The following is a 15260-nucleotide window of genomic DNA, read 5'->3' on the forward strand; positions in this document are numbered from 1 at the left end:
CTATATACTCAGTTGAAACCGGCTTGCGGACAATTCGTTATGCTGATAATAAATAATAAAAATCAATACTTTCATAAACGTTCTGATTTATTGCCATGGTTGTGGCAAGCATTGGTAATTTTTTTGCTTTTACATTCTGATAATTGTTGGCCCGATACTATCAGTTCCTCCCCGCCTTTTTCCGCATCCCAATGCCATGATGAGTCAGATAAACAGCTTAAGGCCCGCTGTTTGTTACATCATATTGATCTGATTGGAGATCAGGCCGCTCGTGAGGGGCTGGAACGTAATCACTATCGACAAACGGCGGCAGATGCACTTACCACTTTTGCGCACACGGATTCTGACTTCCTCATCAGAGGGCGATTTAATCTTGCATGGGCTGATGATCCCGATAACAGTGTTTTTACCGGAGCGGAGGAGAATTCTGACGTTAATCAGGTTATCCGGTCATATCAGCAGGTCTGCCCGGAATCAGAGTATGGTGGAACAGATAATGCGATTGGTATGACAGCGTTAATCTGCTCGGTGGTACGTTTACGGTTGCATGTATTAAACAATGGGCTGGAACAGGTTACACCTGATGAACACGAAATCGGCGAAATAACGCGATTTTTGCAACATTTTTCCATCATGCAGTCTGATAATAAACTAACGGATGATGATGCGCGCCTGGCCCGGCGTCTGGTCGTTATCGGTATGGGGATTGCCGCAGCGGAAAGGGCAGATTCTGCAACCGATCAGGCTATTGGTTACTCAATGCTGGCGTTGAAAGTTGCCGAGGCGCAAGCCAGGCTTGCTACACCGGACTATGAAGCCATCGCATTTGCAACCAACATCGCTGAATTAGTGAATATATCAGGGCCGATCGGCGGGACACGCCAGAATCCAGCCATTCAACTTACGCGGTTTGCCCACGAATTAGCTACCCGTTATTTTCCTGCAAAACATGCTGTTGTCATAGCCATCAATGAAGCACTTGCAAATATGGACATTGATATTGCCACGGATCCAGCTTATCCCGACGCTGTGCGTGCTGAGTCAGCAGGTCAGGCGCGACAGCTTGCGAACGTTTTATTCAACAGTGCATTTCTGATTACAGACCCCGAACTTCAGGATCAGCGGTTGAAGGTAGTTGAACAGATGTATCAACGCCTTGAGGATTCTGATCATACTTATGAAGTCATCATGAAACGCTATCAACTTGCTCTTGATAATAAGGCTGATTCCAGCGCGGCTATAAAACAGGCTTCCTCTGTGGTTGCCAGCCTGAGCCAAAATGAAAAATATCGCGAGCAGGAGGCTAATTTAAGGCAGAAATTACTGGAACAGCTCGATGCTCTGCCCGATAACAGCAAAGGTTTAGCCGCTACTCTCTATGATGCTATTGAAGTTTTATCACCGACCGTGATTCACCTGCCACCCTGTGAAGGTTTAATGCAGCTACAAGTAATGAAGAGAATTAACGCACACGGCAAAAAACTGGCACAACAGTATGGTATTAACGCAGGCAAGACGGCAGCAGCATTTGATCCGCAACTAGATTTTATTTTCCGGTTGGAATCAGCAACCGTGTCTATGGGCAGGGAATGTAAAAACCTATCAGCCTCATCGCATACAGATGAGATTATCACCAGACAGGTTGATGAATTTTTGGTTGAAGATTTTGGCTTTCAGAAAATAGACCAATTACAACAGGCATCAATACTGTTAAAGCAAATTATCCTCAGAGATGAAATAAAAGGTGACTCGTTGTTTATTAATGCATCAGACCATGATCTCAACCAACCAGCTCTGCATATTATTAACAAAATAGAGGAGGTAATGAAAGATAATCCACTTCGGCAACAACCTGTCTGGGATCAGTTTATTGGCCTGGAGATCAAGTGGTTAATGCTGGTTGGACAGGTTGATAGTGCGAATCAACGTTTACTCCGGCATGACATGGAAGTGTCACAGCAAAAAAATGAGGAAAGCCTGCTTTATACATTAGCAATGTATCCACATTATTTTAAAAATCAGACTACCCCCATGAAATGGCCGGAGAGCGTTTACCGAAACCTGATTGATGCCATGTGTAAAACCGGGGATATAACAGGAGCGATTAGTTTATTGAAATATCAAACAGACCTGGATTCGGCATTAAGCCGGGATCGGATTATAAGCTCCCTGACTCAGTTCAATCCTGGTACTAAAGTTTTAGATTGGCTCCATAATCTAACAATAAATGAAAAAAATGATTGGAATAGGGACGCAATATTTGCGCAGATGACGTCGCTCACATCAGTGAATACTATATCATCGCAAAGCGCACAACCTGATGCCGTTAAGAATAATGCACAGATTTTATCTGCTGCAGAAAGTATTACCAATCCACTACTTCGGATGATGAGGTATCAGTCAGTTATAACTAATTTCAACCAGTTGCATAATAAAACTGCCGCGGATGATGCTGTACAGCGTGCCCAGGAATTATTTGTTTCAATGAACAGGACTGAACGTCATATAGTTGCAGAGTCCTTTTTTTTAACGCTGACCAATACCATTGGACTTGGTGCAGCGGTTAACCGTGCCAGAGTACTAACTTTGCAGGTGAGTGATAATTCCGAGCTAAATGATTATCAGCGAGAGGAGATGCAGGCACAGAATGCCAGTCTGAGTGATCATGAATTGAATATTTATTACCTGGCTATTTCTGGGGTTATTAAATCTGCGGTGGCACAGGGTGAAACCGATTTCATAACCAGGGCATTGAAGGACATCAGGGATAGTGGCGGTAAAGAAATTTCTACCAAAATGGCTTTCAAGGCGCTGGAATATGCCAATAGTTTAAAAACTCCTTCGAGTGAGTCAGGTAGCGAAGCACTGACTGTTTACCTGAGTGCCAATGGCTATGATTACTGGCATTGGGAGGATGTTAAGACGTATATTACCGCAATAAATAGCGATAATCTTTCGCCTGAAGTGGAGAGGTTAGTAAATAATTTGTCACACTTAGAAGATAAGTCAAAATTTCTTGCTTATGTAGCTAAACAAAACCCCTCACTGGATGCAAATAAATGGGCCAAACAGGCAGTAGATATCGCAATGCGGATAACTGAACGCCGGTCACGTATATCAACATTATCAGCAATTGCATCTGATACAGCGAATCTGCCAGATACGCAAGCCTCTTCCCATGCCATAAAATTAGCCCTGGATGACATGAACACCCCCTCTGCCAGTGATGTTGAAATTAATAACGCTTTTACCAGATTGCGAGAGTTTATTGATATCAACAAACCTGCATCAGATTTAGCGGCGCAGTTAAATTCGCTGGGATCTTTTGCCCGGTATTATGCTGAGAATGGGCGCGGGGAGCAGGTTAGCGAAATATTGCCGATGGTTTCATCTTTCGCTCATATATCTGCTTTATCTGCACAAGCTGCGGACTTAATCAGTGAGTTAACCAAAAACACTTCATATGAACAGCACATGCAGCAATGGGCGGATCGCCTTCGCACTCGGGCACTCACGGAGCCTGAAACGGTGTTGCAGGAGATTGAAGATACCAGTAGCTACAGCTTTAACAATGAGGCTATTGATGTTGGTGTTGAAATCTATGAACTGGGTGTTTCACTGAGTCGGCAGCTGAATACCGGGTCTGGATTCCTGCCATCTTATGGCATCAGAACCCATTCCCAGCAACTAACCCTGATTAGTCCATCAATTGCTGATGGATTATTAAATTTATTATTACGACAGCAGAAACAACATCCAGAAAGGCAGAAGGTTATTGCCCGACGTGCTCTGGAGGTGATGGTTATGGCACAGCGAAGTGCGGCGGCTACTGCAATTATTCAGGCGGCAGTCAGGGAACGTGAGGGAGGAAATATCCGGCAGCTACAGGATATTGATGCTGCTGCCAGAAACTGGCAGCGAGCACATGATCAAATGGCCAATGCGGTTGACCGTAATGCATCTCCCGATACACTTGCCACAATGATTAATACTTCGCTGGGTTATCGTCACTTTCTGGAAAAAAATAAAAAAGCGGTACGTAATAATAATCGGGAGTATGTTAAGTTCGCTACTATGGCGGCCGCCAAAATTGCGAACACAAGCCAGCTGGTAAAACCTGATGAAGCATTACTTATGTATCGTATCAGTGATGCGGGAATCTTTCTTAACGTTGTTACTGCGGACGATGCCCGGCTTTTCGATTTAAGTACGCAGGATCTGAACATTAAAAAAATTTCGCTGCTTATTAAACGAATCAGAAATGGTGTGGCCGCGTTCGAAGAAACGAGTTATGTATTTGATTTCGCGGCATCATACCAATTGTATGAACAACTTATTGCCCGTGCAGAACCTTTATTAAAAGGTAAGACACACCTGAAAATTGTCCCTGATGGCGCGTTATCAACAATACCTTTTCAAATCTTATTAATGAAAGATCCCGGTAAATTGCAGCTGACTCCAGAAAGCATCAGACAGGCACCGTGGTTGGTTCGCCAATACTCAATTGAAGTCGTCCCGTCAATTGTCACGCTGTTAATGCCCGTAAATTCTATGGTCTCTCCTGATAAAACATTTATCGGCTTCGGTGATCCGGCCTTTCCCGGATGGCAACCGCATGGGTGTAATGGCGTGGTATCGGATAGGCGTCTGAGATTGAAGAAAGTATCCGTTAATGATACGCCATCCTATTCTGTTGAGCCATTGCCTGATACGGGTTGTTTGTTGCATACATTGGCAAAAGAATTGGGTGGGGATAATGAAAATATTATTCTTGGGTCAGCTGCGACTGAAGATAAGGTGAAACAGCTCTCTGATGAGAATATCTTGCGTCGCTATCGCATTATTTCCTTTGCAACTCACGGATTAATGACCGGAGAAAAGGAGGTAACTGAACCCGGTTTGGTATTAAGCCCACCCGCGGAGGAGGGGCTTCAGGATGGCTATCTTGGTACGAGTGAAATTATCAATTTGTCACTGAATGCCGACCTGGTCATCCTTTCTGCCTGTAACACTGCTTTAGGTGATGGCTGGGGAGGGAGTGGGGAAGCGTTTGATGGTCTCGCCAGTGCTTTTTTATTTGCCGGTGCACGTAACCTTTATGTCACTCACTGGCCGATCGATTCACATGCCGCATCACATTTATTTTCTCAGGCAATAAAAAGCACAGATATGCGTAACGCGACTGGTCGTGATTACGCCGTAGCTCTGCGTGCGGCGGAATTGCAGCTATTAAATCAAGCGGCGACTCCCCGTGAAGCTCATCCAATGTATTGGGCACCAGTTTCATCTGTTGGTCAATAATCTGCTATTTCATTATTCACATCGGAGGCATTATGGAACGTAGAGAACTACTGAAATTGGCTCTGGCAGGTACGGTTATATTGGGTGGCGTTGGCAAAAAGGCCATTGCTGTTCCTGCAGGAACAGGTATAGATACCCCCGTGGTATTTCCTCCCGGTGTTCCCGTGCCCTCACTGGAGGAAATTCTTGACTCTTTACCAACCTTACAGGGGGTTGCTCAAGCTTATGAGGAAGAGATCAGAAAAAGTAAACTTATTATGGATAACTGTCGTAATCGGACCACGCCCTTCGAAGTGGCAATGTATTATTGGCAATTACGCAGCGGTGAATTCAACCAACAGTTTGGTGCGGAAGCCAGTTCTTATGCTGAGGAGTGGCCAATACGTGCTAACCCGGTAATTGTACAGTTTTTCAATGCCACAACGCTTCACAAGCCTGTGGGGGATCAAACGGCATGGTGTGCTGCTTTTGCTTGTACCTGCATTGAAAAGGTGGCTCCGGGTAAAAGTACGAAAAGTGCAGCATCAAGTTCCTACCGCGAATGGGGAGAATCGACTACCACCCCTAAGTGTGGAGATATCGTGGTTTTCCAGCATAAGACGAAACCCGGGCTCGGGCATGTTGGCTTTTACGTGGCTGAGGCCCCTGGAGGCGTTATGGTGTTAGGAGGAAACCAAATGCCACTGTGGAAAAAGCTGCCTGGTGGTACATATGAATCACGTAATACCGGTGAGGTAAATATAAAACTATTCCCGCTGGATGGTCATGAACTCAAACTGCATTCTTACAGAACCGATCCGATATTGCATAGCTGAGACCTAAAATTGCGTTTCGTCAGATTATTAGCACGACTGAGTATCAGCAGACTCAGCCGTGCCTAATCAGGTACTATTTCAGCCGATCCGCCGATCCACACACCAGAATCTTATTGCATACCACCGCTTTCATCGCATCCATTCCCACCCGCAGATAGTAACGAGGATCGTTACCCTGTGGATTCTCGCCAAACCAGTGCTTTACCGCACCGGCAAAAGCGATTTTCAATTCAGTGGCGATATTGACTTTGCACACGCCCAGCCCGATGGCGCGGCGGACGTAGTCATCCGGCACATCGCTGGCACCATGTAACACCAGCGGGATGTCGACGCGTTGCTGAATTTTTGCCAGCCGGTCAAAGTCAATTTTCGGCGTTTGGGTATAAAGACCATGTGCGGTGCCAATCGCCACCGCCAGGCTGTCTACCCCGGTTTGTTCGATGAACTGCCGTGCTTCATCGGGGTCGGTGAGAAACGCGCTTTCGTCACTGACCGCCATATCATCTTCTACGCCACCAAGGCGTCCCAGTTCCGCTTCGACGCTGCAATCGTGGCGATGACAGAAGTTCACCACTTCACGCGTCAGCCGCACGTTGTCGGCAAAGGGGACATGGCTGCCGTCGATCATCGCACTGCGCACCCCGGCAGCGACTTTATTACCGATATCCTCAAGGGTTTCATGATGGTCGAGGTGCAGCGCCAGCGGCAGGCCGTAACTGGCTGAGTAAGCTTCGCACAGTGCAAAGATCTCCTTAAACGCAATGTGTTTAAAGGTGCCCGGCGTGCCCGCCAGAATCACCGGCGATTGCATTTCCTTGCAGACATCAAGGATCGCCTGAATGGTTTCGGCGTTATGGATATTAAACGCGGGCACGGCATAGCCGCGCGCCTGGGCATCCTGCAACAGATATTTGGTCGAGATTATGCCCATCAGTGTGCTTCCTTCTGCTGCTGCCACGGATGGATCACCACGCCCTGAACCACGCGATTCACCGTTCCGCTGGCGGAAGGGGTATCCGGAGTAATACCGGACTTCAGCGACGCCGTCAGCGCAAAGATCTGGGCATAGATCAGGAAGCAGAAGGCCAGCTCAATATCGTTCAGCGTCTGGGTAGTGGGTAAATAGAGATGCGGACCTGCTGCAACCTCGGCAGCAGGCTGGCTGGTGATGGCGACCACGCGCAGCGCGATCTTTTCACGATGCAGCTCGGTCAGCAGGTCAAGGTCGTACTGGCGGGTATAGGGATGGCCGGAAACGAACAGCACCACCAGGGTTTTATCATCAACCAGCGATTTAGGGCCATGACGGAAGCCAACCGGCGATTCGTAGAAGGCCGCCAGTTGTCCGGCGGTGAGTTCCAGCACCTTCAGCGCTGATTCGCGAGCTGCGCCTTGCAGGCTGCCACTGCCGAGATACACCACCCGTTGCCAGTCGAGATCGCCAAAGGCTGACTGGCTGAAATCGCCGTGGTTTTGAATGATCTTTTCGCAGCACTCGACAACATAGCCGAAGCGCGGAGTATTGAACTGCTGCGGTGCAAAAATGGCCAGGCAGCTGAGCATCATAGTGCTAATGCTGCTGGTCATGGCAAAACCCCGATCATGGGTTTCCGCTGGCATCAGACGCGCTCTGGCGTTGTCATGCTCACTGGCAAAACGATACAAATCACCGGTGGCGTTGCAGGTAATGATCAGATGGCGGCAGTCAGGTACAAACTGATTGGCAAGTTGCACCGCCGCTACGCTTTCCGGGCTGTTACCGGAGCGGGCAAACGACACCAGCAGCAGGGGCTGATCGTCCGGAAAGTAGTCCATCGGATTGGTGACTAAATCGGTGGTGGGGATAGCGACCACATTAGCCCTGAGCTGACGCGCCAGATAAGGGGCGATGATATCGCCGATAAAGGCTGAGGATCCGGCACCCGTGAGGATAATCCGGCCATTGGGCTGGGCGTAGAAGGTAGCCAGCCAGTCATCCAGTTCGCCACGCTGCGCGTCGAGATGTTGCAGAGCGCTCATCCAGCTTGCCGGTTGTTGCCGAATCTCTTCCTCGGTCCAGGTTTGGGTTCCTGATATGTTGGCCGCAAGGGTTTCATTCATAACAATATCCTTAAGATTAAGCTGTTACTGAAAGCCAGTCCGATAGTTTCACTACCTTTCTTTTTTCTGTCACTTGGTTATTTAAACGGATAAGGCAATCTACAAGAAAGGAAATGAAACTTCAACACAAGAAGGAAAGAAAAGGAAAGGTGAGCGCCGTTACGCGATAAATCGCGTCGCAACAAATTCGTGCAGATGTGTTGGATTTTATTCAGGAGAAAGGCAGGTCAATGCTGAAAATAGCGAAGAGAGGTATTTAACGGAAAAAAAACAAAGCGGTAATAATATTTACCGCATTAACCAGAAATAAACATTAACCAGCCGATGATACTTACGGCAGACGTTAAAATATAGCCGACACCTTCGCCCGTCATATAACGACGCATGGTCATATCTAACTGACCTACTTTGACTTTTTCGCGTTGCTCGTCGTCAGTGGCGTTCAGAATAGTACGAAATGCCGCGATACCATTGGTAAGTAACAGCGAGCAAATAGCGGCAACGGTCAGGGTTAATACGTTATGCATGGTCATAGGCTTCAATCAGTTTGTCTGTCGAAGTTTTATTCTATGGCAAAAGCTGAAGCGCTTCAGTTCAAATTTAACTATCAATGTTATTGATCAAATAAAATGTGCGGTAATTGGCTCGGTCGGCATAACCGCCACACCCTTAACCCACAGCTGCTGGGGATACAGCTGGTCATTCAGCGCCAGAAGATTGGCCTGTTTCCCCGGCGCGAGGGTGCCCAGCTGATGTGCTATGCCCAGCAGACGCGCCGGATGCAGGCTGGCCATCTCAATCGCCTGTTGGCTGCTGACGCCGCCGTGGGCGACCATATTGCGTACCGCGGCATCCAGCGCCAGCGTGCTGCCAGCCAGACCCCCTTGCGCCGTGCGCACCACACCCGCCCGCATCTCCACATCGTGACCACAAATCGAGTACAACCCATCGGGCATCCCGGCGGCTCGCATGGCGTCAGTAATCAGAATGATGCGTTGCTGCGCGCATTGGCAGGTGAGACGCAGGACCGCCGGATGGACATGATGACCATCGGCAATCAGTTCCAGCCAGGCGCGCGCGTCGCTTAATCCAGCGCCCGTCATACCTGGTTCGCGATGATGCAAACCGCGCATGCCATTGAAGCAGTGCACCAGCCCATCGGCCCCGGCATCCAGTGCTGCCAGCGTCTGGTCATAACTGGCGGCGCTGTGCCCCAGCATCACCCGAATACCGCGTGCTTTCAGATGACGAATTGCCGCCAGCGCCGCAGGTTTTTCCGGGGCCAGCGCTACCATACGCAGCGTGCCTTGCGCCACCTCGATCAGTTGATCGATTTCGCTGATATCCAGCTCGCGGAACCATTCGGGTAGGTGTGCACCGCGATTTTCGGCGGTAAACCATGGCCCTTCAAGGTAGCTACCCAGCAGCTGAGCACCGGACGAATGATGGCGATAAGCAGCGATGCGCCTTAACGCCTCGATGATTTCTGGCAACGGGGCGGTGACGGTAGTTGCCAGCCAGGCACCGACCCCTTCGCGTGCCTTGTGTTGTGCCAGTGTCAGCAGCGCCGAGGGATCGTCATCCATCACATCCACGCCCGCACCACCATGCACATGGGTATCGATATAGGCCGGACACAGCAGATCCACATCCCGTCGCATCTCGCCGGGGGCGATGGGCTGGATGGCGGTGATGCTGCCATCCACCAGGTGCAGCTGCTGCTCATCACGCCAGCCTTCCTCGCACAACAGCCGACGAGCCCGAATAATCTGTTCCATTTCTCTGGTTCCCTTAAGCAGGCTGGCAGGCACGGTGATACTGTTGCAGCACATCCTGAATATGATCGATTAACAATGCATGGGGAGTAGCAGGCAGCTGACCCTGACGCACTTTGCTGTATTGCAGCGGTAGATACTGGCTGATGAGCGGCAGCGGGAGTGGGGTATCCGCCAGATTGCGGATCAGCACATTAAACGCATCGGCAATCTGCGCATCCGGCCAGTAGTAACGCACCCGGTCCGAATAGCTAAAGCCGCGCGCCAGGCGGCGAGTGTAGCTATCGCCGTGATAATGACTTTGCCAGTAGCCGGGTTTGTCGAGCATCACATCCTCCAGCACGGTGCGCAGGTGGGAACAGGCTTTGGCACTGAGCAGTTCCTCTTCGATGCTGGCGAGGGAAAACAGCGCTTCGCGCAGGGCGAACGTTAACGCCGGGCCAACTTTCAAAATGGCGAAATGGTCGATAACCAGCTGGCGCAGGGACTCTGGCGTTTGATAGTCGGTGGAGTGGGCTTCGAACAGCGGTCGTCCGGCGGCTTCCGCCCACTGGCGCAGTTGCTGCGCTTTTTGTGGCTGATAATCAATGATATGCGTATGGTCAAACTCTACGCCAGGCTGCACCACCAGGCCGATAATGCGTGGCCATAGCTCAGACAACCCCTGTTGTTCAAAGGCATGATGGTGCGCCAGCAGCGTGGCCTGCGCCGCTTCCGGCGTGGTGACGGCCAGCTCGGTCAGTGTTTCGTGAGCGCCACCGGGTACCGGGACTTCCGTGCCGATGACATACACCAGGTCACGGCAGCCGAAATGCTGCTGGCAGGTTTCCTCGGCAATCGCCGCCAGTCGCGCGGCGCGTTGCGCCACAATTGCATCGGTCAGCGGCACTGGATCATCGGCGCAGGGCATGCTGCAATCGAGATGAATTTTCTTAAAGCCTGCCTGCACATAATGGGCAATCAACACCTCGGCATGTTGCATCGCCACCTCGGCAGCTTCCTTTTGCCAGCGATTAGGGCCGAGATGGTCGCCGCCGAGAATCAGCTGTTCACGCGGAAACTGGCAGGTATCCGCCAGCTGCCAGAGAAAATCACGAAAGTCTGCTGGCGTCATGCCGGTATAACCCCCGGTCTGATCCACCTGGTTGGAAGTGGCTTCGACCAGCAGCGGCTGCTGGCGATCGCGGGCAAAGCACAAAGCGGCCTCCAGCACTAACGGGTGCGCAGAGCAAACGGAGAAGAGTCCATTTTGCTCTCCTTGCTGATGACGGGTGATAATTTCAGTCAGTAGTTTCACTTTCGGCTCCACAGGGTAAGATGCCACCCATCAATCTTTCACAATCTTTCTTTTTTGCTGGGTGGCGATGGATGAAAACATAATGAAAGCTACCAGATGCGCAAAATGAAAGGCAAGAAAAAGATAACGTAAGTATGAAAAGCATTTTGCCTATGCGCATCTGATAGCAAAGGTTGCATTTGGCCTAAAGAAAGGTGTTAATAGCCAAATCGAAATAAAACGAAAGCAATGAATGGCAGGCTAACCTTATGCAGCATTCTGATAATCCGATGGAAAAAAGCGTGGCGGCGACCAGCGAGCGGCGTGAGCAGATTATTCAAAAATTACGCCAGCAAGGTAGCGTGCAGGTGAATGATCTCGCTGCGCTTTACGGGGTTTCCACGGTGACCATTCGTAACGATCTGGCGTTCCTGGAAAAGCAGTGTATTGCGGTACGCGTATACGGCGGAGCGCTGATCTGTGATAACGGCCAGGGAACGGCGGAGCCTTCGGTGAAAGACAAAAGTTCGCTGAATATTTCGGCGAAACGCAGCATCGCCAGCGTTGCTGCCGAGCTGATTAAACCGGGACATCGGGTGATCCTTGATTCCGGCACCACCACCTTTGAGATTGCCCGCCATATGCGCCAGCATCAGAACGTCATCGCCATGACCAACGGGATGAACGTTGCCAACGCCCTGGTGGAAGCGGAAGGGGTGGAAGTGCTGATGACCGGCGGCCATTTGCGTCGCCAGTCGCTGTCGTTTTATGGTGACCAGGCCGATCATTCGTTGCAGAACTACCATTTTGACCTGCTGTTTCTCGGCGTTGATGCCATCGATCTGGATCGTGGCATCAGCACCCATAACGAGGATGAAGCGCGCCTGAATCGCCGTATGTGCGAGGTGGCAGAACGCATCATCGTGGTCACCGACTCCAGTAAATTTAACCGTTCCAGCCTGCACAAAATCATCGATACCCAGCGTATCCATATGATCATCACCGATGACAGCATTCCGCAGAACAGCCTCGAAGGGCTGCGTCGGGCGGGGATTGAAGTGGTGCTGGTCAGCCAGTAAGCATCGCGGGCGCTGATACGCCCGCATCAAAATTCAGGCGGTTTGCGCCGGAGTGAGCAGCAGGTCAAGTTTCTCCCATACCGGCGCTAAATCCACCAGCTTACGCTGCTCACGGGCTTCATCCATCGCCAGCGCCAGAATCCCGGCTTCAATCGCATCCTGCGGCGAAACCGGCAGCGGACCGCCGTGCAGCACGTGGTCGATCACCTCACGCGCCATTTGTTCATCGGCACCGTAATGCTGCGACAGCGCGGTACGGGTGGCGTACTGCTTATCCACGGTTTTGCTGCCGCTCATCACATCATGTACCCACAGGAAACCACGAATAAAATCGCCTTCCGCCTGGCCGCGCGACCCCATGATGCAGAAACGGCGGAACTGGTCCGGTGCGTTGATGTTGGTATGGAAATTCATCGCTACACCGTTGGCGTATTCGACAATCGCCACCTGGTGGTCAACGATGTCGCCATCACTGTCGAACACTTTATCGTCTCCCAGCCAGCCAGATGGTTTCTGGTGAAACAATGTCATATCATCCGCCCCGTGCTGGCGCGGATCATTTTCCGGCACAAAATTACGCCGTCCGCCAAAGCTGGCAACGCGCATCGGTCGGGAACCAATCAGGCTGTTGTAGAGATCGAGGTCATGGCAGCATTTTTCCAGCATAAAGCTGCCGGAATAGCGTGAGTAGCGCCGCCAGTCGCGCATAAAAAAGGCCCCGTGGTACGGGTAGATATGTTCCGAGGCTTCTACCGAGACGATATGACCCAGTGCGCCGGACTGCCGTGCCTGCAACACATCGCGGTACATCGGCGCATAGCGCAGAACCAGGCCAATCAGCAACTGTTCCTGACCATACTGCGCCAGCAATTCCGCCAGCTGGTAACTTTGTTCAAGGCTTGCCACCACCGGCTTTTCGCAAAACACTTTCACGCCAGCTTCCAGCCCGACGCGGATATGTTCCAGGTGCAGGTGATTGGGAGAGCCAATCATTAACAGATCGAGCTGATGCGCCGCCAGCAGCGCCTCGGGCGTGTCATAGACATCACCGGCTGTGATGCCATGCTGTTGCAGGGTCGCCAGCCCGGCCGGGGCCGGATCGACGTAACCCACGATGGTGAAGTCTGGCAACAGGCTACTGAACACATGCCCGAGATAACCGAGACGGAACCCTAATCCAATAATGCCTACTTTCATGAAGCTACTCTCCCGCGGTATTAGCGATCGGCGATGATGATTTCGACGCCCATTTTTTCCAGGGCGCGCACGTACTGCTCGGATATGGCACTGTCGGTGACCAGCCGGTGGATACGCTCCACCTCGCGGATCAAACAGAAACTGGTGCGACCAAACTTGCTGGAGTCGGCCACGGCAATGATCTCGCGTGAGACATCACACATGGCGCGGTTAATCTGCGCCTCTCCCAGCTGGGGTGTGGTAATGCCGGAGGTCAGGTCAAAACCATCGACACCGAGAAACAGTTTGTCGAAACGGTACTGACGGATATGCTGCTCCGCCGTTGGGCCGTCGATTGACCAGGAAGCGCTGCGTACGTTGCCACCCAGCACCATTAAATGAATGTTTTCACGGCTCGCCAGTTCATAAGCGATGTTGATGGCGTTAGTCATCACCACCAAATCCTTCTGTTTGTCCAGATGCCGGGTCATCAGGCTGGTCGTGGAACCGGAATCGATAATCACCGCTTCCCCGTCATTGATCAGTGCGGCAGCCGCTTTGGCGATGGCGAATTTCACGTCGCGATTGATTTTGCCTTTGTCTTCCAGCGGTCGATCAAAGACAAACTGACGATTAAGTTGCGCACCGCCATAGCCACGAATCGCGCAGCCGCTTTTTTCCAGCCAGCGCAGGTCATTGCGGATAGTGACCGAGCTGACGTTGTACAGGGCGCTGAGATCTTCCACCCGCACCACGCCCTCGCGCCTTAGCTGCTCAATAATCGATTCACGGCGTTGCTCGGTATTGATCATAAAGACTCCTCCTGAACAGAGTTGAGTAGCGCAGCACCACGCACGCCGCTGCTGTCACCAAACACCGGTGGCAGAATCACCGCCGGTGGGCTGACGGCAAATAACCCTTCACGCATGGCATCCGGCAGGCGCGGATAGATTTCAGGAATGTTGGACAAACCGCCACCCAGTACAAAGGCGTCAATGTCCAGCATCATCTGCAACCCTGCCAGCGCACTGGCGAGGATCGCGATAAACATGCTGAACAGCTGCTGGGCCAGCGGGTCCTGTTGCCGGAAACTGACCATCAACGCAGGCAGATCGCGGGCCGGATGACCAAAATGCTGGCTTAGCGCCAGCAGACCGCGTCCGGAAACATAACGTTCGTAGCAATCTTTCAGACCACAGTTACAGGCAAATGAGGGCAGCTGATAGCGCTGAATCAGGCGTGCAGGCACCGGTAAATGGCCCCATTCGCCCGCCATGCCATGCTTTCCGCTGAACAGTTGTTTATTCACCACCAGACCACCCCCTGCGCCGGTGCCGATGATCACGCCAAACACCACCGAATAATCCAGCGTTTGCGGCGAGTGTGCTTCGGATAGCGCAAAGCAGTGGCAATCATTGCCTATCGCCACCGGCCGGTTGAGCAGGGTTTCGATATCCCGCTTCAGGTTACGACCGGTAAGGCAGGGGACATTGGCCGATAACTGCTGCTGCGTGCGCGGATCGGTGATACCGGGCAGGCCGATGCCTACTTTTCCTTTGCCACCAAACTGCTGATCGGCCTCCAGGGTGAGTTCCACCAGGCAGTTGAGAAAGGCGGTGTAATCTTCCCCGGGGGTTGCCACCCGCTGGCGAAACAGCTGCTGCATCCTGTCGTCATAGGCGGCAATTTCAATTTTGGTTCCGCCGATATCAAATCCGTAACGCATAGGGTTGTCCTG

The 15260-nt window shown here is 51.4% G+C and carries 11 protein-coding genes; 3 read left to right on the top strand and 8 right to left on the bottom strand.

The annotated features are described in order from the left end of the window. The first annotated feature begins 39 nt into the window (after positions 1-39). Both PW844_RS14610 and PW844_RS14615 read left to right on the top strand, forming a co-directional pair. The gene (locus PW844_RS14610; protein ID WP_299452941.1) at positions 40-5301 is read left to right on the top strand and encodes a CHAT domain-containing protein; all 5262 of its coding nucleotides are present in this window, start codon (positions 40-42) and stop codon (positions 5299-5301) included. 32 nt (positions 5302-5333) lie between these two features. Then, on the top strand, positions 5334-6116 hold the full coding sequence (locus PW844_RS14615) for a CHAP domain-containing protein (protein WP_299452943.1): 783 nt from the start codon (positions 5334-5336) through the stop codon (positions 6114-6116). A 73-nt stretch (positions 6117-6189) separates the two neighbouring features. Here PW844_RS14615 and kbaY read toward each other — a convergent pair whose 3' ends face one another. From kbaY to kbaZ, 5 genes are all read right to left on the bottom strand, one after another. Continuing rightward, the gene (gene kbaY / locus PW844_RS14620; RefSeq protein WP_299452945.1) at positions 6190-7047 is read right to left on the bottom strand and encodes a tagatose-bisphosphate aldolase subunit KbaY; all 858 of its coding nucleotides are present in this window, start codon (positions 7045-7047) and stop codon (positions 6190-6192) included. Next, entirely contained in the window at positions 7047-8216 is a 1170-nt protein-coding gene (locus tag PW844_RS14625; RefSeq protein WP_299452948.1) for an SIS domain-containing protein, read from the bottom strand. The genes kbaY and PW844_RS14625 overlap by 1 nt, the downstream gene beginning before the upstream one ends. 296 nt (positions 8217-8512) lie before the next feature. Continuing rightward, a complete protein-coding gene (locus PW844_RS14630) occupies positions 8513-8749 on the bottom strand; it encodes a hypothetical protein (protein WP_299452950.1) in 237 nt (78 codons plus the stop codon). Positions 8750-8836: 87 nt separating this feature from the next. Beyond that, positions 8837-9994: an N-acetylglucosamine-6-phosphate deacetylase gene (nagA, locus tag PW844_RS14635; RefSeq protein ID WP_299452953.1), complete on the bottom strand. Its 1158-nt coding sequence runs from the start codon at positions 9992-9994 to the stop codon at positions 8837-8839. Between the two features lie 13 nt (positions 9995-10007). Further along, a complete protein-coding gene (gene kbaZ / locus PW844_RS14640) occupies positions 10008-11288 on the bottom strand; it encodes a tagatose-bisphosphate aldolase subunit KbaZ (RefSeq protein ID WP_299452956.1) in 1281 nt (426 codons plus the stop codon). A 248-nt stretch (positions 11289-11536) separates the two neighbouring features. Between kbaZ and PW844_RS14645 the strand changes: the two genes are divergently transcribed. Next, positions 11537-12346, top strand: a complete 810-nt coding sequence (locus PW844_RS14645) for a DeoR family transcriptional regulator (protein ID WP_299452958.1) — start codon at positions 11537-11539, stop codon at positions 12344-12346. A gap of 33 nt (positions 12347-12379) precedes the next feature. Here the strand turns inward: PW844_RS14645 and PW844_RS14650 are convergent, their stop codons facing one another. From PW844_RS14650 to PW844_RS14660, 3 genes are read right to left on the bottom strand one after another with little or no spacing between them, the layout of a single operon-like run. Beyond that, positions 12380-13543 (bottom strand): Gfo/Idh/MocA family oxidoreductase, encoded by a 1164-nt coding sequence (locus tag PW844_RS14650; protein WP_299452965.1) that lies wholly within the window; start codon positions 13541-13543, stop codon positions 12380-12382. Positions 13544-13563: 20 nt separating this feature from the next. Next, positions 13564-14334, bottom strand: coding sequence for a transcriptional repressor AgaR (agaR, locus tag PW844_RS14655; RefSeq protein WP_084874739.1), 771 nt, complete (start codon positions 14332-14334; stop codon positions 13564-13566). Further along, a complete protein-coding gene (locus PW844_RS14660) occupies positions 14331-15248 on the bottom strand; it encodes an ROK family protein (protein ID WP_299452968.1) in 918 nt (305 codons plus the stop codon). The genes agaR and PW844_RS14660 overlap by 4 nt, the downstream gene beginning before the upstream one ends. Positions 15249-15260: the final 12 nt, after the last annotated feature.

This window comes from Pantoea sp. (assembly GCF_028283705.1).
Taxonomy (GTDB): domain Bacteria; phylum Pseudomonadota; class Gammaproteobacteria; order Enterobacterales; family Enterobacteriaceae; genus Pantoea.

What these genes read in the sequence shown, in the direction of transcription:
- PW844_RS14625 (WP_299452948.1), bottom strand. Translation starts at nt 8,216, where the DNA reads ATGAATGAAACCCTTGCGGCCAACATATCAGGAACCCAAACCTGGACC.
- PW844_RS14615 (WP_299452943.1), top strand. Translation starts at nt 5,334, where the DNA reads ATGGAACGTAGAGAACTACTGAAATTGGCTCTGGCAGGTACGGTTATA.
- PW844_RS14610 (WP_299452941.1), top strand. Translation starts at nt 40, where the DNA reads ATGCTGATAATAAATAATAAAAATCAATACTTTCATAAACGTTCTGAT.
- PW844_RS14630 (WP_299452950.1), bottom strand. Translation starts at nt 8,749, where the DNA reads ATGACCATGCATAACGTATTAACCCTGACCGTTGCCGCTATTTGCTCG.
- agaR (WP_084874739.1), bottom strand. Translation starts at nt 14,334, where the DNA reads ATGATCAATACCGAGCAACGCCGTGAATCGATTATTGAGCAGCTAAGG.
- PW844_RS14650 (WP_299452965.1), bottom strand. Translation starts at nt 13,543, where the DNA reads ATGAAAGTAGGCATTATTGGATTAGGGTTCCGTCTCGGTTATCTCGGG.
- PW844_RS14660 (WP_299452968.1), bottom strand. Translation starts at nt 15,248, where the DNA reads ATGCGTTACGGATTTGATATCGGCGGAACCAAAATTGAAATTGCCGCC.
- nagA (WP_299452953.1), bottom strand. Translation starts at nt 9,994, where the DNA reads ATGGAACAGATTATTCGGGCTCGTCGGCTGTTGTGCGAGGAAGGCTGG.
- kbaY (WP_299452945.1), bottom strand. Translation starts at nt 7,047, where the DNA reads ATGGGCATAATCTCGACCAAATATCTGTTGCAGGATGCCCAGGCGCGC.
- PW844_RS14645 (WP_299452958.1), top strand. Translation starts at nt 11,537, where the DNA reads ATGCAGCATTCTGATAATCCGATGGAAAAAAGCGTGGCGGCGACCAGC.